The organism is Streptomyces cyaneochromogenes, from assembly GCF_003963535.1.
Classification (GTDB): Bacteria; Actinomycetota; Actinomycetes; order Streptomycetales; family Streptomycetaceae; genus Streptomyces; species Streptomyces shaanxiensis.
The window spans coordinates 2,351,771-2,372,260 of record NZ_CP034539.1; the positions used below are offsets into that span (position 1 = coordinate 2,351,771).

Genomic DNA, 20,490 nt, shown 5'->3' on the forward strand with positions numbered 1-20,490 from the left:
TGTACGACGAAGGGGCGGCTTCCCGCGTGGGAGGCCGCCCCTTCGAGGTCCCCGACCTCATGTCCGCTGCTTGCGCTTGCCCAGCGTGGCCATGTACAGCATGTCGCCCACGTACACGATGATCACCGCGGCCACGATCTGGAAGGCGTGCCGGCTCCAGTCGATGCCGCGGGTCGATTCGACGCCGAACGCGCGCGCGATGGAGTTGCCGACGATCGCGCCGAGGATGCCGAAGATGGTGGTCAGCCAGAGGGGGCTGTGCTGCTTGCCCGGGATGATCGCCTTCGCGAGCAGACCCAGCACGAATCCGACGATGATCGCCCACAACCAGCCCATGGCTGCCTCCTCCTACGGCTCGGTCGAGCCTCCCGCCCAGTCTTGGACCGGCCCTGGTACGCCGCACGCCGGGTACCGCCGTACGCGTTACGCCTGGCGGCGTTCCCCCAGGTGGCAGGGGCCCCGGTCTCGTAGGCGGCGCAGGCGGGGCGTACCGTGGAAGGTGTCCTGGCCCGGGTCCCCGACCAGGGGCGGACGGGTAGGGGCAGGGGGAGAGTCCGATGCGGGCGGATGGTGGAATCTGATGCGGAAGCTGCATGCCGGCGGTAACGCCCAGGTGTTCCGGATCACCGGGGCCCGGGCGGGGCTCCACGACGATGTGCGTGCCCGGCAGCGCCGGTACGTCATCTCCATGTCGGTCCGCACGGTGTCGGTGATCCTCGCCGCCTCGCTGTGGAACGTCCAACGGCACGTCGCGATCGTGGCGTTGGTGCTCGGGGCGGTCCTGCCGTATATCGCGGTGGTGATCGCCAACGCGGGGCGGGAGAATGCGCCGGGTCTGCCGTCGACGTTCGTGAGCGCGCCGATGCGGCCGATGATCGCGCCGCCCCGGACGAATGACGGCTCCGCGGAATCCGTCCCGGAAGATGTCGCGGACGACTCCGCGCCGGGCGCACAAAGCAAACCGGGCGACGGGATGTGATCCTGCGGAGCGTTGTCCTCCGGACATCTCAAGGGGTCGAGTCCGCGCCAAGCTCAGGAAAAGCTCAGATCAATAGTGCTGTTCCGGTGCCGGGCGAGGGGTTACCCATGACATACTTCGTGGACGCTCCGCATCCCCCGTCGGAGCGACGGACCGACGCCGGGCAGCTCCCCCCGTGGCTGCTCGGCGTCGCCTTTTGTGTACGACGGTTTCTTGCAACGGTGAGATGAATCTGTGAGTGACACGCCCATCTGTTCTGCCAAGGGATGCCGTGCCGACGCCGTGTGGGTGCTGGCGTGGAACAACCCGAAGATTCATACGCCGGAGCGGCGGAAGACGTGGCTCGCCTGCGAGGAGCATCGCGAGCATTTGTCGCAGTTTCTTGGGGTGCGGGGGTTTTTGAAGGACGTTGTCCTGCTGACGGAGTGGGAAGCGCCGGACGTTTGAGGGCGCGCCATCCGTCCGGGGCGGTGTGGGACGAATGGCGTATGCGGATCCGTTGTGGTTGCTCGCGCAGTTCCGCGCGCCCCTGAGTTCCGTCAGCCACCGATCGCTGACATGGGCCGGTCCGGCTGGACGAAGCTCGGGTCGTCCAGGCCTGCTCCCGCCTTCTTCCCCCACATCGCCAGGCGCCAGATGCGGGCGATCTCCTCGTCGGGGGCGTCGGAGCGCAGTGCCGCCCGTAGGTCCGTCTCCTCCTGGGCGAACAGGCAGGTGCGTATCTGGCCGTCGGCCGTCAGGCGGGTGCGGTCGCAGGCCGCGCAGAACGGGCGGGTGACCGAGGCGATCACGCCCACCACGTGCGGGCCGCCGTCGACCAGCCAGCGTTCCGCCGGGGCCGAGCCGCGCTTCTCCTCGCCCTCGGCCGTCAGCTCGAAGCGGGTGCGCAGGGAGGTCAGGATGTCGCCGGCGGTGATCATGCCGTCGCGCTTCCAGCCGTGCTGGGCGTCCAGCGGCATCTGCTCGATGAACCGCAGTTCGAAGTCGTGCTCGACCGCCCAGGCCAGCAGGTCCGGGGCCTCGTCGTCGTTCAGACCCGGCATCAGCACCGAGTTGACCTTCACCGGGGTCAGACCCGCCTCGCGGGCGGCGTGCAGGCCCTCGATGACGTCCTTGTGGCGGTCGCGACGGGTGAGGGTCTTGAAGACATCGGGGCGCAGGGTGTCCAGGGAGACATTCACCCGGTCCAGGCCCGCCGCCTTCAGGGCGGACGCCGTGCGCTTCAGCCCGATGCCGTTCGTCGTCAGGGACATCTGGGGGCGGGGCTCCAGGGCCGCGACACGCTCGACTATGCCCACCAGGCCGGGGCGCAGCAGGGGCTCTCCGCCCGTGAAGCGGACCTCCTCGATGCCCAGGGAGGTGACCGCGATGTCGATCAGACGGACGATCTCGTCGTCCGTGAGCAGGTCGGGCTTGGCCAGCCACTGCAAACCCTCCTCGGGCATGCAGTACGTACAGCGCAGATTGCAGCGGTCGGTCAGCGAAACCCTCAGGTCGGTGGCCACCCGGCCGTAGGTGTCGATGAGCACGTGGGCCCCCTCCCTCGGCAAGACCGGATTCAACTTCCTTCACCTGCGAGCCTACGTGACCGCACTGACAGCGACACCGGCCCGATCCCACTACGTACGACGCGGCCGCGTCGTAGGGATCTACGACGCGGCCGCTCGAGGGACGTGCTCAGAGGTGCGTGCTCAGTGGGCGCCGGTGCCGGTCAGGGACCGGACCTCCAGCTCCGCGTACTTGCCGGCGTCGGGCTCCTCCTTGGACAGGACCGTGCCGAGCCAGCCCATGAGGAAGCCGAACGGGATGGAGATGATGCCCGGGTTCTTCAGCGGGAACCAGGCGAAGTCGACGTCCGGGAACATCGCCTTCGGGTCGCCCGAGACGACCGGGGAGAACAGCACCAGACCGACGGCGACGATCAGGCCGCCGTAGATCGACCACAGGGCGCCCTGGGTGGTGAACCGCTTCCAGAACAGGCTGTAGAGGATCGTCGGCAGGTTGGCGGAGGCCGCGACGGCGAAGGCCAGGGCGACCAGGCCGGCGACATTCAGGTCGCGGGCGAGGGCGCCGAGGAGGATGGAGACGGCGCCGATGCCGATGGTGGCGAGGCGCGCGGCCCGGACCTCCTCCTTCTCGGTGGCCTGGCCCTTCCTGATGACGTTCGCGTAGATGTCGTGGGCGAACGACGAGGACGAGGCCAGGGTCAGGCCGGCGACGACGGCGAGGATCGTGGCGAAGGCGACGGCCGAGATGGTGGCGAGCAGGATCGCGCCCCACGCCGAGTCCACGCCGCCCAGATGCAGCGCGAGCAGTGGTGCGGCCGTATTGCCGGACGGGTTCGAGGCGATGATCTCGTCCTGCGAGATGAGCGCCGCGGCGCCGAAGCCGAGGGCGATGGTCATCAGGTAGAAGCCGCCGATGATGCCGATCGCCCAGTTCACGGACTTACGGGCGGCCTTGGCGTTGGGCACCGTGTAGAAGCGGATCAGGATGTGCGGCAGACCCGCGGTGCCGAGGACCAGGGCGATGCCCAGGGAGATGAAGTCCAGCTTGGAGGTGCCGGTCGCGCCGTACTGGAGGCCGGGCTCCAGGAAGGCGGCGCCCTTGCCGCTGTTCTCGGCGGCCTTGCCTAGCAGGTCGGAGATGTTGAAGTTGAACTTCAGCAGCACCAGGAACGTAATCAGGATCGTGCCACCGATCAGCAGCACGGCCTTGACCATCTGGACCCAGGTGGTGCCCTTCATACCGCCGATGGAGACGTACACGATCATCAGGACGCCGACGAGGGCGACGATCAGGATCTTGCCCGCGTCGGTGGTGATGCCGAGCAGCAGCGAGACCAGGACGCCCGCGCCCGCCATCTGGGCCAGCAGGTAGAAGATCGACACGACGATCGTGGAGGTGCCGGCCGCCGTACGGACCGGGCGCTGGCGCATGCGGTAGGCGAGGACGTCACCCATCGTGTAGCGGCCGGAGTTCCGAAGCGGCTCGGCCACCAGGAGCAGGGCGACCAGCCAGGCGACCAGGAAGCCGATGGAGTACAGGAAGCCGTCGTATCCGAAGAGGGCGATGGCGCCCGCGATGCCGAGGAAGGACGCGGCGGACATGTAGTCGCCGGAGACGGCGAGGCCGTTCTGAAAGGCGCTGAACGACCGGCCGCCCGCGTAGAAGTCGGCGGCGTCCTTGGTCTGGCGGCCGGCCCACACGGTGATGAAGAGGGTCGCGATCACGAAGGCCGCGAACAGGGAGATGATCAGCGGCCGGTGCTCGCTGGCCTCGTTGGCGGCGAGCTGTACCTGGGCAATCGCGGGGCTCATGCGCCGCCCTCCATACGGGTCTTGATGGCCTCGGCCTTGGGGTCGAGCTTGGCGCCGGCGTGGCGCGCGTACCACCAGGCGATGAGGAACGTGGTGACGAACTGGGCGATACCGAAGACGAACGCGACGTTGATGTTGCCGAACAGCTTGGTGCCCATGAAGTCGCCCGCGTAGTTGGAGAGCAGGACGTACAGCAGGTACCAGACGATGAAGGCGACGGTCAGCGGGAAGGCGAAGGAGCGGTAGGAGCGGCGCAGTTCACCGAACTCCGCACTCTGCTGCACCTCGGCGAACTCCTCGGTGGTGGGGAGTTTGTGTTCCTCTTTCGAGGGGGGCGGTGCGTCGGTAGCCACGGAGTCTCCTCGCGTTGCGGGCGCTGTTGCGACGGTGGACGGGGACGGGTCGGGGGGTGGGGACGAGTGGGATGCGGGCATGGCGGCTCTGTTCCTAGCGGTGACATGGATCACTTGAGCCGGGTGGCGATGTTAGGGCCACGGCGTGTGATCCGACAGAGGGCTCGATCCTGCTCGCGCCCCCTTCCCAAGGTCACGGCGCCACGCGAGGACCGGTTCAACTCCGAGGGCTTCTTTCCGAAGTCGCCCGGGTGAGTGATTGCTGGCCAGGAGGTTCGGGGGATAGCTTCGCTCCAGCACCACTCGTCATGTACCTGCCCGGGCGCCCATCAGCGTCCGGGCAGGTTCCCGTTCCGGATGATGTGGAGATCCCATGGTTCATCTGCGGTCCAGACGCCGACTCGGCCTCGCCGCATCCCTCGCCCTGTCGCTGACCGCCTCGCTCGGCTTCCTGCCGGCGGCGGCCTCGGCCGCTCCGTTCGCGGAGTCCGGCACGCAGGCCACGGACGCGACCGGCCTGGCGTACGTCGTCAACACCCGCACGGACCGTCGCACGATCGAGTCGGTGAAGAAGGCGATCGCCGCAGCCGGCGGCACCGTCGTGATCGCCTACGAGAAGATCGGCGTGATCGTCGTCCACTCGGCGAACCCCGACTTCGCCAAGGCGATACGCGCGGTGCGCGGTGTGCAGTCGGCGGGCGCGACGCGTACGGCGCCCCTGGCCCCCGCCGGGACGACGGACGAGGGCCCCGCCCAGCCGTTGACGAAGGGCCAGGCCTCGAAGATCGCGCGCGCGTCCGCCGCGGCACAGGACAGCGAGCCGCTCGAGGCCGACCAGTGGGACCTGCGGGCGATCGGCGCCGACAAGGCCGCCCGGATCAACCCGGGCAGTCCGAAGGTCACCGTCGCCGTCATCGACACCGGCGTCGACGACACCCACCCGGACCTGGCACCGAACTTCTCCGCGTCCCAGTCGGCGAACTGCGTCGGCGGCGTCGCGGACACCGGCGCGGGCGCCTGGCGTCCGTACACCGCCGAGGACTACCACGGCACGCACGTCGCGGGTGAGATCGCCGCGGCCCGCAACGGCATCGGCGTCGCGGGTGTCGCGCCCGGCGTGAAGATCTCGGGCATCAAGGTGAGCGACCCGAAGAACGGCCTCTTCTACCCGGAGAGCGTCGTCTGCGCCTTCGTGTTCGCCGCCGACCACGGCGTGGAGATCACGAACAACAGCTACTACGTCGACCCGTGGCTGTACAACTGCATGGACGACCCCGACCAGAAGGCCATCGTCGACTCGGTCAACAGGGCCCAGCTGTACGCCCAGAAGAAGGGCACGCTGCACCTGGCCTCGGCGGGCAACTCCAACCACGACATGGACGCCGACTCGATCGTGGACGAGACCAGCCCCGACGACTCCACGCCGGTCACCCGCACGATCGACCCGCACGAGTGCTTCGACGTGCCGACCCAGCTGCCGGGCGTGGTCACGGTGAGCGCGACGGGCGTGCAGAACGTCAAGTCGTACTACTCGTCCTACGGTTACCGCGTCGTCGACGTCGCTGCGCCGGGCGGCGACCGCAAGTTCCAGATCCCGACGGACACCCCGTCCGCGAACGGCCGCATCCTGTCCACCATGCCGAACGGCGAGTACGGCTGGCTGCAGGGCACGTCCATGGCCTCCCCGCACGCGGCCGGCGTGGCCGCGCTGCTGAAGTCGCGGTACCCGAAGGCGTCTCCGGCCCAGTTGCAGGGGCTGCTGAAGGTCCAGGCGGACAACCCGGGCTGCCCCGAGTCGTACGACCAGGACGGCGACGGCAAGCAGGACGCGGTGTGCGAGGGCGGCGAGCGGTTCAACGGCTTCTACGGGTTCGGCGTCGTCGACGCACTGGACGCCGTTGACTGACCGGATGGGCCGCATGTAGCCGGGCGACCGTCCGGTCAACATGTTGATCGAGTCAACACTGCATAGTGCAGTCATGACAGGAATCAGTACCGCTTGGTCCGCGGTGGGCGGCGATGCCGCCCTCCTCCCCCGTGTGACGACCGTGGTGCGGGAAGGCGCGCTTCACGCGCGTCTTCCCGTACGGGAGTTGGCGCGCGCGTGCGTGGGCGCGTGCGCGCTGGCCGCGGCCGAGCTGGGGGCGCGGCGGGCCGGGCTCGCCGAGGTGCCCGAGGTGCGGCTGGACGACGGGGCGATCGCCACGGCGTTCGTGAGTGAACGCCATCTGCTGGTCGAAGGGCGCGCACCGGTCAACTTCGCGCCGCTGTCGCGGTTCTGGCGCACGGCGGACGGCTGGGTGCGGACCCACGCGAACTATCCGCATCACCGGGCCCGGCTGCTGGCCGCGCTGGGGGTGACGCAGGAGGATCCGGCCGCCGTCGCCGCGGCGCTCGCCGATCGGTCCGCGCACGAGATCGAGGAGTCCGTGTACGCGGCAGGCGGGCTGGCCGTGGCGCTGCGGACGGCCGAGGAATGGGCGGCGCACGCGCAGGCGGCCGCGGTGGCCCGACGGCCGCTCGTGGAGCGTGAACGGCTCGACACGGCACGCGCGCGCGTGCTCCCGCCTCTCGACGGGGCTCCCCTGCTGCCCGCCGCCGGAGTGCGCGTACTGGACCTGACGCGGGTCATCGCGGGCCCCGTCGCCACGCGCACACTCGCGCTGCTCGGCGCGGACGTCCTGCGCCTGGACCCGCCGCGACTGCCCGAACTGGCCGACCAGCACGCCGACACGGGCTTCGGAAAGCGCTCGGCGACCCTGGACCTGGCGGCTGACCGGCGCGTCTTCGAGGAACTGCTCGCGACGGCGGACGTCGTCGTGACCGGGTACCGGCCGGGCGCCCTCGACCGGCTCGGGCTGTCGGCGCGGGAGTTGGCCGAGCGGCGGCCCGGCCTGGTGGTGGCACAGCTGTCGGCATGGGGGGCGTACGGGCCGTGGCGCGAGCGGCGCGGCTTCGACAGCCTCGTGCAGGTCGCCACCGGCATCGCCGCGATCGAGGGGGCCACGACCGACGGAGCATCCGAACGGCCCGGCGCGCTGCCCGCGCAGGCCGTCGACCACGGGACGGGTTATCTGCTGGCGGCGGCCGTACTGCGGGCGCTGACCGAGCGGCAGGAACAGGGGTACGGCCGTTGCGTACGGCTGTCCCTGGCGCGCACGGCGCAGTGGCTGACGAGCGGCATCCGGCCCGGCCCGGAGGGGGAGATGACGTACGACGCGCCGGACGCCTGGCTCGGCGAACAGGACAGCGCGCTCGGGCGACTTCGGTACGCCCTGCCACCTGTGTCGTTCGCGGGCGGTCCCGTCGACTGGGCGCGGCCGCCGGGGGTGTGGGGCGCGGAACCGGCGCGGTGGGTCTGAACCACCGAGGCCCGGTCCCCTCCGCATCGGAGCTGAGCGTGCGGGCCGCCCGAGCCGTACCCCTGGGCGGAATGCCGCACCACCACTTGTTTTCCGGCGCTTGCCCGAATCTGTGATGTTTTGTGAAGCTCTTGAGGTGACATTGACCGAACCCTCCCCCTCCCGATCCGACGGGAGCGCACCGAGACCCCGCCCCGGGGTCGGCCCGGCCGCCGCCGTTCTCGTCCTGGTGGGGCTGGCGGCGCTGATCCCGCTGCTCGGACCGCCGGCCGCGCTGCACGGCACCGGGGAGGCCGCCGCGCCCGGCACCGGTGGGATCGCGCTGCTGCGCACGGTGCTGTTCGCGGCGCTGTGCGTCCCGGTGGGCGAGCTCTTCGTGAGCAGGCTGGCCCGTTCCCTGCCCGGCGCTCCCCGGGCCCTGCCGCGCAGTTGGGCGCCGTACGCGGCCGCCGCCGGTTTCGTCGCCGCCCTCGGTCTGGCCTCGGTCGTGTCCACGGGCAACCTCGTGCCGCACAGCCCCGCCGACCTCGACTTCGGCGGCCTGTACGCGTCGCGCGACGGCAAGCTCGCGCTGGTGGAGGTCAACGCCTTCGCCGTGGCCGGGCTGTGCGCCCTCTCGCGCCGGCCGGCCGCCCAGATCTGGCCGCTGGCCGCGGTGGTGGTCGCCGAGGCACTGCGTGCGCACCCCACGACCGAGTACGGCCCGCTGCTCGGCTCGGGCCTGACGCTCGTGCACCTCGCCTGCGCGTCGCTCTGGGTCGGCGGGCTGCTGTCCGCGCTGCGGACGCTGCGCGGATGGGGCGCAGCGGAGGCGGGTGCGGCCCTGCTCGGCCTCTACGCGCGCGTGGCGGTCGTACTGCTCGCCGCCATCACCGCGACCGGGGTGTGGAGTTCACTGCGCCGGATGCCGTCGGACACGGTCCTGGCGCAGCTGACGGACACGGCGTACGGCCGTGCGCTGCTGGCCAAGGTGATCCTGGTGACGGCCGTGGCCGCGCTCGCCCTGTGGGCACGGATCCGGCTGCGCCGGGCGGCCGACCCGCTGACCGCCTGCGCTCCCGCGCGGGCGGAGGTCTTCGCCCTGGGAGTGGTGGTCGCGCTGTCGGGGCTGCTGACGGCGCTGCCGGTGCCGATCCGTTGGTGAGCCCTTCTCAGGGCCCTCAATCGGCTTCTCCGCGCCCTCAGTTGGTGACCAGGACCTTGAGCGCGGTGCGCTCGTCCATCGCCTTGTAGCCGGCGGGGACGTCCTCCAGGCCGATGGTCATGTCGAATACGGGCGACGGGTCGATCGTGCCGTCCAGGATGTCGGGCAGCAGCTCGGGGATGTACGTGCGGACGGGCGCGACGCCGCCGCGCAGCGCGATGTTCCCGTCGAACATGACACCGAGGTCGAGCCCGGTGCCGCTGCCGTGCGGCACACCGACGAAGCCGACGGCGCCGCCGTCCCGGGTGATGTTGACCGCCGTACGCATTGACTGTTCAGTACCGACTGCCTCAACCACCGCGTGTGCGCCCTGCCCGCGCGTGAGTTCGCGTACGGCTGCGATGGCTTCGTCCCCGCGCGCGGCGACGACGTCGGTGGCGCCGAAGCGGCGCGCGATGTCGGTGCGGACCCGGTGCCGGCCCAGCGCGATGATCCGCTCGGCACCGAGCCGCTTGGCCGCGAGCACCGCGCACAGTCCGACGGCACCGTCCCCGACCACGGCGACCGTGGCGCCCGCGCGGGCTCCGGCGCCGAGGGCGGCGTGGTGGCCGGTGCCCAGGACGTCGGACAGGGTCAGCAGGGCGGACAGCAGGTGGTCGTCGGAGGCCGCGTCCTTGGGGAGCCGGACGAGGGTGGCGTCGGCGTAGGGGACGCGCACGGCCTCGCCCTGGCCGCCGTCGGAGCCGACGGAGCCCCAGAAGCCGCCGTCCTCGCAGGAGGTGGTGAGCCCCTCGCGGCAGTAGTCGCAGACGCCGTCGGACCACATGAAGGGCGCGACTACGAGGTCGCCCCGCCGGACGCCGGTCACCTCGGAGCCGGTCTCCTCGACGACGCCGAGGAACTCGTGGCCGATGCGCTGGCCCGGCTGCCGGCCCGCCTCGCCCCGGTACGCCCACAGGTCGCTGCCGCAGATGCAGGCGCGCAGCACGCGGAGCACGGCGTCGGTGGGCTGCCGCACCACGGCGTCGGGCACGTCCTGCACACGCATGTCGAACGGGGCGTGGATGGTGGTGGCGCGCATGGCGGGGTCCTTCTCGTCTCTTGTCCTGCATGCGCTCGACAAAGGGGTGGTCGAGCGCGCATCTCACCGTACGCCGCGGTCCGGGACGACCGCGCTCCGAGGGCCCCGGAAACCGCGCTGAACTGCGCAAACCCCGTGGCCCTGAGCCGGCCGGGTCGCGGCGCTACACCCCCGCCACGTCCAGCAGCGACCCCGCCGCGTAGGTGACCGCCATGGCCAGCGCGCCGCCCGCCACATTGCGCAGCACCGCTCGCACCGGGGCGGCGGCGCCCAGGCGGGCGCTGCTCCAGCCGGTCAGGGCGAGGGCGGCCAGCACGGAGGCGACGGTGACCGCCAGCCGCCAGTGCGCCGGCGGCAGCACCATCGCGAGCAGCGGCAGCAGCGCCCCCGCCGTGAACGCCAGGAAACTCGCCCACGCCGCGTGCCACGGGTTGGTCAGCGCGTCCGGATCGATACCGAGCTCCACGCGCGCGTGGGCCTTCAGCGCGTCCCGTTCCGTCAACTGGGCGGCCGCCTCCATGGCCACGTCCCGGGTCAGTCCGCGCCGCTCCAGGAGTACCGCCAGCTCCTCCAGTTCCGCCTCCGGCCGCTCCCGCAACTCCCGTTTCTCCAGGGCCAGCGCGGCCTTCTCCGAGTCACGCTGGGTGGAGACCGAGACGTACTCCCCCGCGGCCATGGACATCGACCCGGCGAGCAGCCCGGCCAGCCCGGCCGTGAGCAGCGCCGAGCGGTCGTCCGTCGCGCCGGCCACACCGACGACGAGTCCCGCGGTCGACACGATGCCGTCGTTCGCCCCCAGGACGGCAGCCCGCAGCCAGTTCAGCCGCTCGCCCAGCGCGCCGCCGTGGGCCTCGTCATGCGTTGGTTCGGTCACATGCGGAGGATCGCACCGCGGGGGACATCCCGGACGTACCGACGCACCCGGCCGGACACCGCGGCCATCGGGGCGCGGCAACACGGCGTGCCCGCCGACCGGTTGACGTCCGTGCGTTCGCCGCACTCGAACAGGCGGGCGCGGCAAGGCACCTGACGGTCAGGACTGTCAGTCCCGGCCCGTATCCTCAGTGACCATGCTCGAAGACCGTGCGACCGCAGCGTCCTCCCCCACAGCATGGCCGACCGCGTATCCCCAGGGGTACGCGGTCGTTGACGTGGAGACCACCGGCCTGGCCCGGGACGACCGGATAATCTCCGCGGCCGTCTACCGGCTGGACGCGCGCGGCGAGGTCGAGGACCACTGGTACACGCTGGTCAACCCGGAGCGCGATCCGGGCCCGGTCTGGATCCACGGGCTGACGAGCGATGTGCTCGAATCGGCGCCTCTCTTCACGGACATCGCCGAGGAGTTCTCGGCCCGCCTCGACGGCCGGGTGCTCGTCGCGCACAACGCCGTCTTCGACTGGCAGATGATCGCGCGGGAGTACGCGCGCGCGGAGCGCCAGGCGCCGGTACGGCAGCGGCTGTGCACCATCGCGCTCTCCAAGGAGCTGGGCCTGCCGCTGCCCAACCACAAGCTGGAGTCCCTGGCCGCACACTTCGGCGTCGTGCAGCAGCGCGCGCACCACGCGCTGGACGACGCGCGCGTGCTGGCGGAGGCGTTCCGGCCGAGCCTGCGGGCCGCGGCGGCGGACAGCGTGCGGCTGCCGCTGCAGGAGTGCCGGCCGCTGACCGAGTGGCGGGACGGCGCCGCGCCCCGGATCGGGCAGCAGGCGGGGGGCTACGGCGGTGGCGGTTACGGCGGCTACCGGCCGACCAGTTGGCGTCCGTCCCGGAAGAGGCCCGCCTGCCCCTACCCCAACCCTGGCCGTTACGAAGAGGGCAAAAGACTCAAGCAGGGCATGCGGGTCGCGTTCTCCGGAGACACCTCGATCGAGCGCGACCTCCTGGAGGACCGCGCGACCGAGGCCGGGCTGCATGTGTCGACGAGCCTGTCCCGGCTGACCAGCCTGCTCGTCACGAACGACCCGGACGCCGGCACCTCGAAGGTGGTCAAGGCCCGGCAGTACGGGACGCCGGTGATCGACGAGGCCGCCTTCGGGCAGCTCCTGAGGGATGTGGAACCGGCGTCGGAGCGGTGACCGTACGGACGGGTGATTGCCGCGCGACTCGCCCGCAGCCGTCTCGCCCGGGCCGCGGTGACGGCTCACCCTGTGGCGCATGGCGACATGTGAAGTATGCGGAAACGACTACGGCATGACCTTCGAGGTGCACGCGCAGGGCGCGGTGCACGTCTTCGACTGTTTCTCCTGTGCGATCCACCGCATGGCCCCGGTCTGTGAGCACTGCCGCGTCCAGATCATCGGGCAGGGCGTCGAGGTCGAGGGCCAGTGGTTCTGCGGCGCCCACTGCGCCCGCGCGGAGGGAAAGGTGGGGATCGTCGACAAGGTGTGACCGGCCAGGACCCGTACCCGCCTGAGAACACCCCACGACCGAGTTGTACGGTCGTGGGGTGTACCGCTTCCTGTTGTCCCGGCAGTGGGTGATCCTCACGCTGGTCGCCCTGCTCCTCATCCCCACGATGATCAGGCTGGGCATCTGGCAGATGCACCGCTACGAGGAGCGCAGCGCCCGCAACCAGCTGGTCGCCGACGCGCTGGGCGCGAAGGCGGTGCCCGTGGAGAAGCTGACCTCCCCGGGACACACCATCACCTCCAAGCAGCGGTATCGCACCGTGACCGCCGAGGGGCGGTTCGACACCGACCGGGAAGTCGTCGTCCGGCGGCGCGTCAACGCCGACGAGGAGGTCGGCTTCCACGTCCTGACCCCCTTCGTCCTGACGGACGGCAAGGTGCTGCTGGTCAACCGCGGCTGGATCCCCGCGGACGGGCCCAGCCAGACCGCCTTCCCCAAGATCCCCGCGCCGCCCAGCGGCCGGGTCACCGTCAGCGGGCGGCTGATGCCCGACGAGACGACCGAGGCCAGCGGGATCAAGAACCTCGAGGGGCTGCCCGACCGACAGGTCATGCTGATCAACAGCGAGCAGGAGGCGCGGCGGCTGCACGCCCAGGTGCTGGGCGGCTATGCCGTGCTGACGGCCCCCGAGCCGAAGGGCGACACGCCGGAACTGATCGGGAAGCCCGGTGACGAGAACGCTCCGCTGAACTACGCGTATGCCGTGCAGTGGTGGCTGTTCGCCGCGGGTGTGCCCGTCGGGTGGTGGATTCTGCTGCGCCGTGAGGTCCGCGACCGGGCGAACGCGGCCGCCGCGGAGGAGACGCAGACCGCGCCCGCTCCCGTGTAGCGTCCCGGGCGTGGCGTACGTGATCGGTCGCCGCTGTCACTTCCGGCGGCCGACCGACCGGTCCCGCCAGTAGCGGAAGGCGCGTTCCGGCTCGGGCAGCAGGTCCCACGGGTGGCGGGTCATGTGACGGCCGACGCGCTGGAAGACGGGGCCCGCCTCGGTCGGGCGGTGGGCGCGGGTCAGGGCGAAGGCCAGGACGTTGAGGTCGACGACGGCTTCGGCGTGCGGTGCGGCGCCGGCGGGAACCAGCGGGAGAGGGCCGTGTCGATCTCCCTTGCCGCCCTGGGTTCGTTCCAGTCGCCGCTCGTGCCGAGCGCGTCGCGCCCTGTCCGCCCCTGGCGGTGAGCGACGAGCTCCACCCGGGCCGCGACCGGCAGCAGAGCGATCGGGGAGCCGTGCGGCGCCTGGAAGGCGGCCTGCCAGGCGAAGTCCATCATGTCGGGGACCGTGCCGTGGCCGCGCGGGGACAGGTACCGCAGGAGCAGGTGACAGGCCGTCCGATGCCAGGGCGCGCGGTTGACGGCCTGCGTCCAGACCGGCACCGCGTCCCGCACCGGTACGGCGGCGGCGTGCATCAGGGACAGCAGCGCCAGCCAGGGCGTCGGGTCCTCCGGGCAGGCCGCGGCCGCGCGCGGACACGTCTGCTCGGCCTGGCGGACCGCGGCGTGTCCCTCGGCCGGGGCGCGGGCCGACTGGACGAAGGCCCGCAGGACCAGGGCGTCACCGTCGTCGGGCCGGTCCGCGGCCCATCGCTCGCAGACCACGGCCGACAGGCCCCGGGCGAGGACGGAGACCCGGTGGGCACGGCGGTCCCAGTCGCGTCCGGTGGCGTGCAGCAGTTCGGCCACGGGGCCCCATGCGGGGCTTGTGCGGCCGGCGCCGAGGCCGTGGAGTTGTTGGGTGGGGCGGAGGTCGCGCAGGGTCCTGTGCAGGGGGTCGTCGTCGAGTTCGGGACGGATCAGGAGGGATGTTCGGCGTCTCAGCATCTGGGTGTGTCTCGCCGTGGAGTGTCTGCTTCGGGGGCGGGTGCGGGTTGTTCGTGGTTGCTCGCGCAGTTCCCCGCGCCCCTGGGCGGGTGCACTGCACCTGCCCAGGGGCGTGCCGTGTCAGCAGCAGCGGCTCTGCGGATGCTGCTCGCGGTGCAGGGTGCGCAGTACCTCGTACTCCCGCCGGGTCGGCACCGGGGCCCGGGGGTGACGGCGGCGGTGCCGGTCGCAGTAGCGGTCGTACTCCGCCTCGCCGGTCAGCTCACGCGCGTACCAGCGCAGCGCACCCAGCACCTTCCTCACGGTGCTCATGAGCGTGCCCCGACCAACGGCTCCTCCGAGTGCTCCGGCACGTCGATGCGGGACTCCACGTACGGCGCCTCGGTGGTCGGCAGCGGCTCCCTGGCGCGGACGGCACGGACGCACACCACCGCGCAGTTGACCAGGACCGTGAGGACCAGCAGCAGGAAGACCGCCATGATGACGCCGTCCACCGTGTTGTTGAGCACGATGGTGTGCATGTCGTCCATGTTCGTGGCGCCCGGCAGCAGCTGACCGTCGTCGATGGCCTGCGCGTACTTGTCCCGCAGGGCGAAGAAGCCGATCGCCGGATTGTCCGAGAAGATCTTCTGCCAGCCCGCGGTGAAGGTGACGGCCACGTCCCAGGCCAGCGGGATGCCGGTGACCCAGGCCCAGCGCAGCCTGCCGGACTTGATCAGCACGGTGGTGGTGACGGCCAGGGCCACCGCGGCCAGCAGCTGGTTGGCGATGCCGAACAGCGGGAAGAGCTGCTTGATGCCGCCCAGGGGGTCGGTGACACCGGCGTAGAGGAAGTAGCCCCAGGCGCCGACGACCAGGGCGCTGGTGATCCAGATGCCGGGCTTCCAGGTGACCCGGCCGATCGGCTTCCAGACGTTTCCGAGCATGTCCTGGAGCATGAACCGGCCCACCCGGGTACCGGCGTCCACGGTGGTGAGGATGAACAGGGCCTCGAACATGATCGCGAAGTGGTACCAGAAGGCCTTCATCCCGGCCCCGCCGAACACCCCGGCGAAGATCTCCGACATACCCACGGCCAGCGTGGGCGCACCACCGGAGCGGCCCACCAGCGTCTCCTCCTCGACGGCCTTGGCCGCCGCGGTGAGCTGGTCCGGGGTGATGGTGAAGCCGAGGTTGCTCACGGCCTCCGAGGCGGTGTCCACGGTCGGGCCGAGCAGCGCGGCCGGGGAGTTCATCGCGTAGAACAGGCCCGGTTCCAGCACGCAGGCCGCGATCAGCGCCATGACGGCGACGAAGGACTCCGTGAGCATGGAGCCGTAGCCGATCAGCCGGACCTGGGACTCCTTCTGGATCAGCTTCGGCGTGGTGCCGGAGGAGACCAGGGCGTGGAAGCCGGACAGGGCGCCGCAGGCGATGGTGATGAACAGGAACGGGAACAGCGACCCGGCGAACACCGGTCCGGCGCCCGTCGAGGCGAACTCCGTCACCGGCTCGGCCTTGAGGTTCGGGGCGGCGATCACCACGCCGACGGCCATCAGGGCGATGGTGCCGACCTTCATGAAGGTGGAGAGGTAGTCGCGCGGCGCCAGCAGCATCCACACCGGCAGCACGGAGGCGAAGAAGCCGTAGCCGACCAGGCAGAAGACCAGGGTCTGCGGGCTCCAGACGAAGTACTCGGCGAGCGAGGAGTCCTGGATCCAGCCGCCGCCGAGGATGGCGAGCAGCAGCAGCGCCACCCCGATCAAGCTGGTCTCCACGACCCGGCCGGGCCGCAGATAGCGCATGTAGAAGCCCATGAAGAGGGCGATGGGGATGGTCATGGAGACCGAGAAGGTGCCCCACGGGGACTCCGCCAGCGCGTTGACGACGACCATCGCCAGCACCGCGAGCAGGATGATCATGATGGCGAAGACGCCGATCAGCGCGGCGGCACCGCCCACCTTGCCGATCTCGTCCCGGGCCATCTGCCCCAGGCTCTTGCCGTCCCGGCGCATCGAGAGGAACAGGACGATCATGTCCTGCACCGCGCCGGCGAAGATCACGCCCGCGATGATCCAGATCGTGCCCGGCAGATAGCCCATCTGGGCCGCCAGCACCGGGCCGACCAGCGGGCCGGCGCCGGCGATCGCCGCGAAGTGGTGGCCGAACAGCACCCGCTTGTCGGTGGGGTGGTAGTCGACGCCGTCCTCCAGCCGTTCGGCCGGCGTGGCCCGTGTGTCGTCGACCCGCAGGACCCGCCGGGCGATGAACCGCGAGTAGAAGCGGTAGGCGATCGCATACGACCCGAGGGCCGCCACGACCAGCCAGACGGCCGAGATCTCCTCGCCCCGGGACAGGGCGAGCACGGCCCAGGCGAGGGCGCCGACGAGGGCGACCGCGATCCACAGGGCAACCGACTTCGGCGACATCCGGGATCTGCCCGGCGCCTCGCGACCGGATTCGGGCATGACTGACGTGGGCATGGCGGCTCCTGAACTCAGTGGGCAGAGCGGGTGTGTGGCGGAAAACAGATGTGCGGCGGAACGCAGATGTGCGGCGGGAAGCGGGCGTGCGGCAGAAGCGGAAGAACGGCTCAGCGATCTCGATGCCGATGTCGATCTCGATGTCCGTCTCGATCTCGATTCCGGTCCGTCAGCGCGTACGCCGCGAGCAGGCAGAGGCCGCACCCCGGCACCCAGGCGAGCTGGTACCAGTAGAAGAACAGCGTCCCGGCCAGCCGCGGTTCGGCACCGGCGTACAGGGGGACCCACAGCAGGCCTGCGGCGGGCGCGAGGAGCAGTACGGCGATCGCGACGCGCCGTAGCCGGTGATGACCGGTCCGTGCCATGACCTGCGCTCCTCTCCCGCTCGCTGTCGGTCTGTGCAAGAGTTGCCCACCCCCGGAGACCGGTTGACAGGGAATTTCCGGGAAATTTCCCGCCGGTTTTCTGTCATCCGTTCCGGCCGCTCGCGCAACTCAGACGCGAGGGCACAGGCACACCAAGGACGGTGACCACCCATGGCCGACGGCGCCATGACCGCGACGTTCCTCGCCGTGATCGGCGGAGCGTCGCTGCTCGCCGTCACCGCGCGGCGCCTGAGTCCGAGCGAGCGGCTGCCGTCCCTGGAGGGCTGGGCGCTGGCCGACCGCAGCCTGGGCCCGGTGTGGACCTGGCTGCTGCTCGGCGGCACGATCTTCACCGCGTACACCTTCGCCGCCATACCGGGACTGGCGTACGGCAACGGCGCACCGGCCTTCTTCGCGGTGCCGTACACGGTGATCGTCTGTCCGCTGGCGTTCGTGCTGCTGTCCCGGCTGTGGACCGTGGCCCGCAGGCACGGCTATGTCACGGCGGCCGACTTCGTGCGCGGCCGGTACGGCTCGGCGCCGCTGGCCCTGGTGGTCGCGCTGACCGGGATCCTCGCGACGATGCCGTATCTGGCGTTGCAGCTGCTCGGCATAAGGGCGGTGCTGGCGGCCGGGGGCGTGTATCCGCGGGGTGCGGCCGGTGATCTGGTGATGGTGGCGCTGTTCGCCGGGCTGGCCGTGGCCACGTACCGGCACGGGCTGCGTGCCCCCACCGTCATCTCCGCGCTGAAGGCCGTGGCCGTCTTCGTCTCGCTGACCGCGGTGACCTGGCTGGTCCTCGCCCGGCTCGGCGGCCCGGGTGCCGTCTTCGACGGTGCGGCCGAGCGCCTCGGCGGCCCGGCCCTGCTCCTCGCCCCCGAGCAGCAGCCCGCCTACGCCACCCTCGCCCTCGGCTCCGCGCTGGCCCTGCTGATGTACCCGCACGTGCTCACCGCCGGTTTCGCCGCCGACGGTCCGCGGACGCTGCGCAAGGTCTCGGTCGCGCTGCCCGCCTGGACCGGGCTGCTCGCCCTCTTCGGCTTCCTCGGCATCGCGGCCCTCGCGACGGGCGTGCGCGCCCCCGCGGGCGGCGCCGAGGCGGCCGTACCGATGCTGGTCGACCGGCTGATGCCGGCGCCGCTGGCCGGGCTGGTGTTCGGGGCGATCACCGTGGGGGCGCTGGTGCCGGCGGCGGTGATGTCGATCGCGGCCGCCACGAGCTTCGTACGCAATGTGTACGTCGAGTACGTCCATCCGACGGCCACGCCCAAGCGGCAGGTGCGCATCGCCAAGGCGGTGTCGCTCACCGCGAAGGTGGGCGCGGTGGCGTTCGTGTTCGGGCTGCGCGACCAGGACGCCATCAACCTCCAGCTTCTCGGCGGGGTCTGGATCCTGCAGATCTTCCCGGCCGTCGCGGTGGGCCTGTTCACCGGGCGGCTGCATCCGCGGGCGCTGCTCGCCGGGTGGGGCGTGGGCATGGTGGCGGGGACCTTCATGGTCGTACGGGAAGGGTTCTCGTCGGTCGTGCCCTTGGGCGGCGGGCCCGAGATCTACGCCGGGCTCGCCGCACTGTTCCTCAACCTGACCGTCGCCGTGGCCGGTACCGCGGTGCTCGAACGCCTCGGCGTCCCGCGCGGCGCCGATCTCACCGACCTGCCGTCGCGCCTGAGCGTCAGGCGGCGCCCCGAGACGGGAGCGAACAACCCGTGAGACAGCACCTGAGACGTGAACGTGAAACCGGTGGTGCCGCGGTACCGGCCGTCCCGCTCACCCCCGCGGTGAGCGACCCGGCGGACCTGGAGCGCGAGGCCGGTCTGGCGCGCCTGTTCGAGCTGCACTACTCCTCGATGCTGCGCCTCGCCGTCCTGCTCGGGGCCGACGATCCGGAGAACGTGGTCGCGGAGGCCTACTACCAGATCTACCGGAAGTGGCGGCGGCTGAGGGACATCGAGGCGGCGGAGGCGTATCTGCGCTCCACGGTGTGCAATCTGACGCGGATGCGGATACGGCATCTCCAGGTGGCCCGCAAGCACGTCGAGAAGCCGACGCCGGACGAGGTCGTCGCCTCCGCCGAGAGCACCGCGCTCCTGCACGATGACCAGCGTGTGCTGATCGACGCGCTTCAGCAGCTGCCGGCCCGGCAGCGCGAGGCGCTGGTGCTGCGGCACTGGCTCGGGCTGAAGGAGAGCGAGATCGCGGCGGCGATGGGGATCTCCTGCGGCTCCGTGAAGACCCATACGTCACGCGGCCTCGCCGCCCTGACCCAGGCGATGGAGGCCCGGCGATGACGCATCGAGATGCGACTCCGGCGCATGACACCGGCCCGGACCGCACGGAGCGGGAGCTGCGCGAGGCGCTGTCCGCGCTCGCCGACGGGGTACAGGCGGCGCCCGACGCCTACCGCACGGCGCGCGGCGAGTGGCTGCGCCGGGAACGCCGACGTCGGCTCGTCCTCGCCGTCCTCATCGCGGTCGTGTTCGCCCTGGCCACGCTGATCGGGCTGTGGGTCCTCAACCAGGCCCCGGCGGACCCCGGCGTCATCTTCTCCGGCACCGGCACCGGCATTGGCTCCGCAGCGAGCGAGCCACTGGCCCGGCCTCAGCCGTGACGTGCGGTTCCTCGGCCTGGGCCCTTGGGGCGCCGTTCCCCGGCCCACCCGTGACGCGTCATTGCTCGGGCCGCCCCGGACGCGCCTTCCCGGACCATCCCCGGCCCGGCATTCCCGGGACCCACCCCTGGCATGGCATTCCCCGAGCCACCGCCGACGCGCCGTTCCCCGGCCCACCCTTGGCGCGTTGCTTCCCGGGCTCATGCCCAGCCCGGCATTCCCGGGGCCACCCCTGGCACTCCCCGGATCACCCCTGACGCACCGTCCCCCGGCCCACCCTTGGGGCGCCATTCCTCGGCCCACCCGTGACGCGTCATTCCTTGGGACACCCCTGACGCACCGTCCCCCGGCCCAACCTTGAGGCGCCATTCCTCGGCCCACCCCTGGGACTGCCCGGCCCGCTCCCGACACACCGGTCCCCACCCACCCCTGACGCGCCTTCCCGGACCACCCTTGACGTGCCTTCCCCGACCCATCCCGGCCCGCATTCCCCGACCCATCCGGGCCCGGCATTCCCCGGAGCCATCCCTAGCACTCTCCCCTGCCCACCCTCGACACACCGGTCCCCCTCCCACCCCTGACGTACCTT

General features: G+C 71.3%; 21 protein-coding genes. 11 read left to right on the forward strand and 10 right to left on the reverse strand.

Features of this window, described 5'->3' with window-relative positions; genetic code table 11:
- Positions 1-57 precede the first annotated feature (57 nt).
- Entirely contained in the window at positions 58-336 is a 279-nt protein-coding gene (locus tag EJ357_RS10390; RefSeq protein ID WP_126390837.1) for a GlsB/YeaQ/YmgE family stress response membrane protein, read from the reverse strand.
- Positions 337-580: 244 nt separating this feature from the next.
- On the opposite strand from EJ357_RS10390, the gene EJ357_RS10395 reads away from it, so the two are divergent.
- Positions 581-979 (forward strand): DUF3099 domain-containing protein, encoded by a 399-nt coding sequence (locus tag EJ357_RS10395; RefSeq protein ID WP_175647354.1) that lies wholly within the window; start codon positions 581-583, stop codon positions 977-979.
- A 234-nt stretch (positions 980-1,213) separates the two neighbouring features.
- Complete coding sequence (locus EJ357_RS10400; RefSeq protein WP_126390841.1) at positions 1,214-1,426, forward strand: hypothetical protein; 213 nt, start codon at positions 1,214-1,216, stop codon at positions 1,424-1,426.
- Positions 1,427-1,518: 92 nt separating this feature from the next.
- Here EJ357_RS10400 and moaA read toward each other — a convergent pair whose 3' ends face one another.
- The 3 genes from moaA to EJ357_RS10415 all read right to left on the reverse strand — a co-directional run bounded on the left by moaA (position 1,519) and on the right by EJ357_RS10415 (position 4,652).
- On the reverse strand, positions 1,519-2,508 hold the full coding sequence (gene moaA, locus EJ357_RS10405; protein ID WP_126390843.1) for a GTP 3',8-cyclase MoaA: 990 nt from the start codon (positions 2,506-2,508) through the stop codon (positions 1,519-1,521).
- Positions 2,509-2,670: 162 nt separating this feature from the next.
- The gene (locus EJ357_RS10410; RefSeq protein WP_126390845.1) at positions 2,671-4,299 is read right to left on the reverse strand and encodes a solute symporter family protein; all 1,629 of its coding nucleotides are present in this window, start codon (positions 4,297-4,299) and stop codon (positions 2,671-2,673) included.
- Entirely contained in the window at positions 4,296-4,652 is a 357-nt protein-coding gene (locus tag EJ357_RS10415; RefSeq protein WP_126390847.1) for a DUF485 domain-containing protein, read from the reverse strand. The genes EJ357_RS10410 and EJ357_RS10415 overlap by 4 nt, the downstream gene beginning before the upstream one ends.
- Positions 4,653-5,025: 373 nt before the next feature.
- Here EJ357_RS10415 and EJ357_RS10420 point away from each other — a divergent pair, with 373 nt between their 5' ends.
- From EJ357_RS10420 to EJ357_RS10430, 3 genes are all read left to right on the forward strand, one after another.
- Positions 5,026-6,558 carry a S8 family peptidase gene (locus tag EJ357_RS10420; RefSeq protein WP_126390849.1) on the forward strand — a complete coding sequence of 511 codons (1,533 nt, stop codon included), beginning with the start codon at positions 5,026-5,028 and terminating at the stop codon, positions 6,556-6,558.
- A gap of 73 nt (positions 6,559-6,631) precedes the next feature.
- The gene (locus EJ357_RS10425) at positions 6,632-8,014 is read left to right on the forward strand and encodes a CoA transferase (protein ID WP_126390851.1); all 1,383 of its coding nucleotides are present in this window, start codon (positions 6,632-6,634) and stop codon (positions 8,012-8,014) included.
- Positions 8,015-8,129: 115 nt separating this feature from the next.
- Positions 8,130-9,158, forward strand: coding sequence for a CopD family protein (locus tag EJ357_RS10430; protein ID WP_126390853.1), 1,029 nt, complete (start codon positions 8,130-8,132; stop codon positions 9,156-9,158).
- Between the two features lie 37 nt (positions 9,159-9,195).
- Here EJ357_RS10430 and EJ357_RS10435 read toward each other — a convergent pair whose 3' ends face one another.
- Together EJ357_RS10435 and EJ357_RS10440 are read right to left on the reverse strand one after the other, a co-directional pair.
- Positions 9,196-10,239: a zinc-dependent alcohol dehydrogenase family protein gene (locus tag EJ357_RS10435; RefSeq protein WP_126390855.1), complete on the reverse strand. Its 1,044-nt coding sequence runs from the start codon at positions 10,237-10,239 to the stop codon at positions 9,196-9,198.
- A gap of 163 nt (positions 10,240-10,402) precedes the next feature.
- Positions 10,403-11,113 carry a VIT1/CCC1 transporter family protein gene (locus tag EJ357_RS10440; RefSeq protein WP_126390857.1) on the reverse strand — a complete coding sequence of 237 codons (711 nt, stop codon included), beginning with the start codon at positions 11,111-11,113 and terminating at the stop codon, positions 10,403-10,405.
- A 196-nt stretch (positions 11,114-11,309) separates the two neighbouring features.
- On the opposite strand from EJ357_RS10440, the gene EJ357_RS10445 reads away from it, so the two are divergent.
- The 3 genes from EJ357_RS10445 to EJ357_RS10455 all read left to right on the forward strand — a co-directional run bounded on the left by EJ357_RS10445 (position 11,310) and on the right by EJ357_RS10455 (position 13,480).
- Entirely contained in the window at positions 11,310-12,317 is a 1,008-nt protein-coding gene (locus tag EJ357_RS10445; protein WP_126390859.1) for a DEDDh family exonuclease, read from the forward strand.
- Between the two features lie 79 nt (positions 12,318-12,396).
- On the forward strand, positions 12,397-12,630 hold the full coding sequence (locus EJ357_RS10450; RefSeq protein ID WP_062719308.1) for a hypothetical protein: 234 nt from the start codon (positions 12,397-12,399) through the stop codon (positions 12,628-12,630).
- Positions 12,631-12,688: 58 nt separating this feature from the next.
- The gene (locus EJ357_RS10455) at positions 12,689-13,480 is read left to right on the forward strand and encodes an SURF1 family cytochrome oxidase biogenesis protein (protein WP_126390861.1); all 792 of its coding nucleotides are present in this window, start codon (positions 12,689-12,691) and stop codon (positions 13,478-13,480) included.
- 179 nt (positions 13,481-13,659) lie between these two features.
- On the opposite strand, the gene EJ357_RS10460 is transcribed toward EJ357_RS10455, so the two are convergent.
- The 4 genes from EJ357_RS10460 to EJ357_RS10475 form a co-directional block, all read right to left on the reverse strand.
- The gene (locus tag EJ357_RS10460) at positions 13,660-14,466 is read right to left on the reverse strand and encodes a hypothetical protein (protein WP_228473023.1); all 807 of its coding nucleotides are present in this window, start codon (positions 14,464-14,466) and stop codon (positions 13,660-13,662) included.
- A 120-nt stretch (positions 14,467-14,586) separates the two neighbouring features.
- Positions 14,587-14,778: a YbdD/YjiX family protein gene (locus tag EJ357_RS10465; protein WP_126390863.1), complete on the reverse strand. Its 192-nt coding sequence runs from the start codon at positions 14,776-14,778 to the stop codon at positions 14,587-14,589.
- Positions 14,775-16,928: a carbon starvation CstA family protein gene (locus EJ357_RS10470; RefSeq protein ID WP_126390865.1), complete on the reverse strand. Its 2,154-nt coding sequence runs from the start codon at positions 16,926-16,928 to the stop codon at positions 14,775-14,777. The genes EJ357_RS10465 and EJ357_RS10470 overlap by 4 nt, the downstream gene beginning before the upstream one ends.
- A gap of 110 nt (positions 16,929-17,038) precedes the next feature.
- Positions 17,039-17,293 (reverse strand): DUF3311 domain-containing protein, encoded by a 255-nt coding sequence (locus EJ357_RS10475; protein ID WP_126390867.1) that lies wholly within the window; start codon positions 17,291-17,293, stop codon positions 17,039-17,041.
- A gap of 171 nt (positions 17,294-17,464) precedes the next feature.
- Here EJ357_RS10475 and EJ357_RS10480 point away from each other — a divergent pair, with 171 nt between their 5' ends.
- The 3 genes from EJ357_RS10480 to EJ357_RS10490 are packed head-to-tail and all read left to right on the forward strand — an operon-like array spanning position 17,465 to position 19,901.
- Complete coding sequence (locus tag EJ357_RS10480; protein WP_126390868.1) at positions 17,465-19,003, forward strand: sodium:solute symporter family protein; 1,539 nt, start codon at positions 17,465-17,467, stop codon at positions 19,001-19,003.
- Positions 19,000-19,581, forward strand: a complete 582-nt coding sequence (locus EJ357_RS10485; RefSeq protein ID WP_407698476.1) for a sigma-70 family RNA polymerase sigma factor — start codon at positions 19,000-19,002, stop codon at positions 19,579-19,581. The genes EJ357_RS10480 and EJ357_RS10485 overlap by 4 nt, the downstream gene beginning before the upstream one ends.
- Positions 19,578-19,901, forward strand: a complete 324-nt coding sequence (locus tag EJ357_RS10490; protein WP_126390871.1) for a hypothetical protein — start codon at positions 19,578-19,580, stop codon at positions 19,899-19,901. The genes EJ357_RS10485 and EJ357_RS10490 overlap by 4 nt, the downstream gene beginning before the upstream one ends.
- The last annotated feature ends 589 nt before the right edge of the window (positions 19,902-20,490 follow it).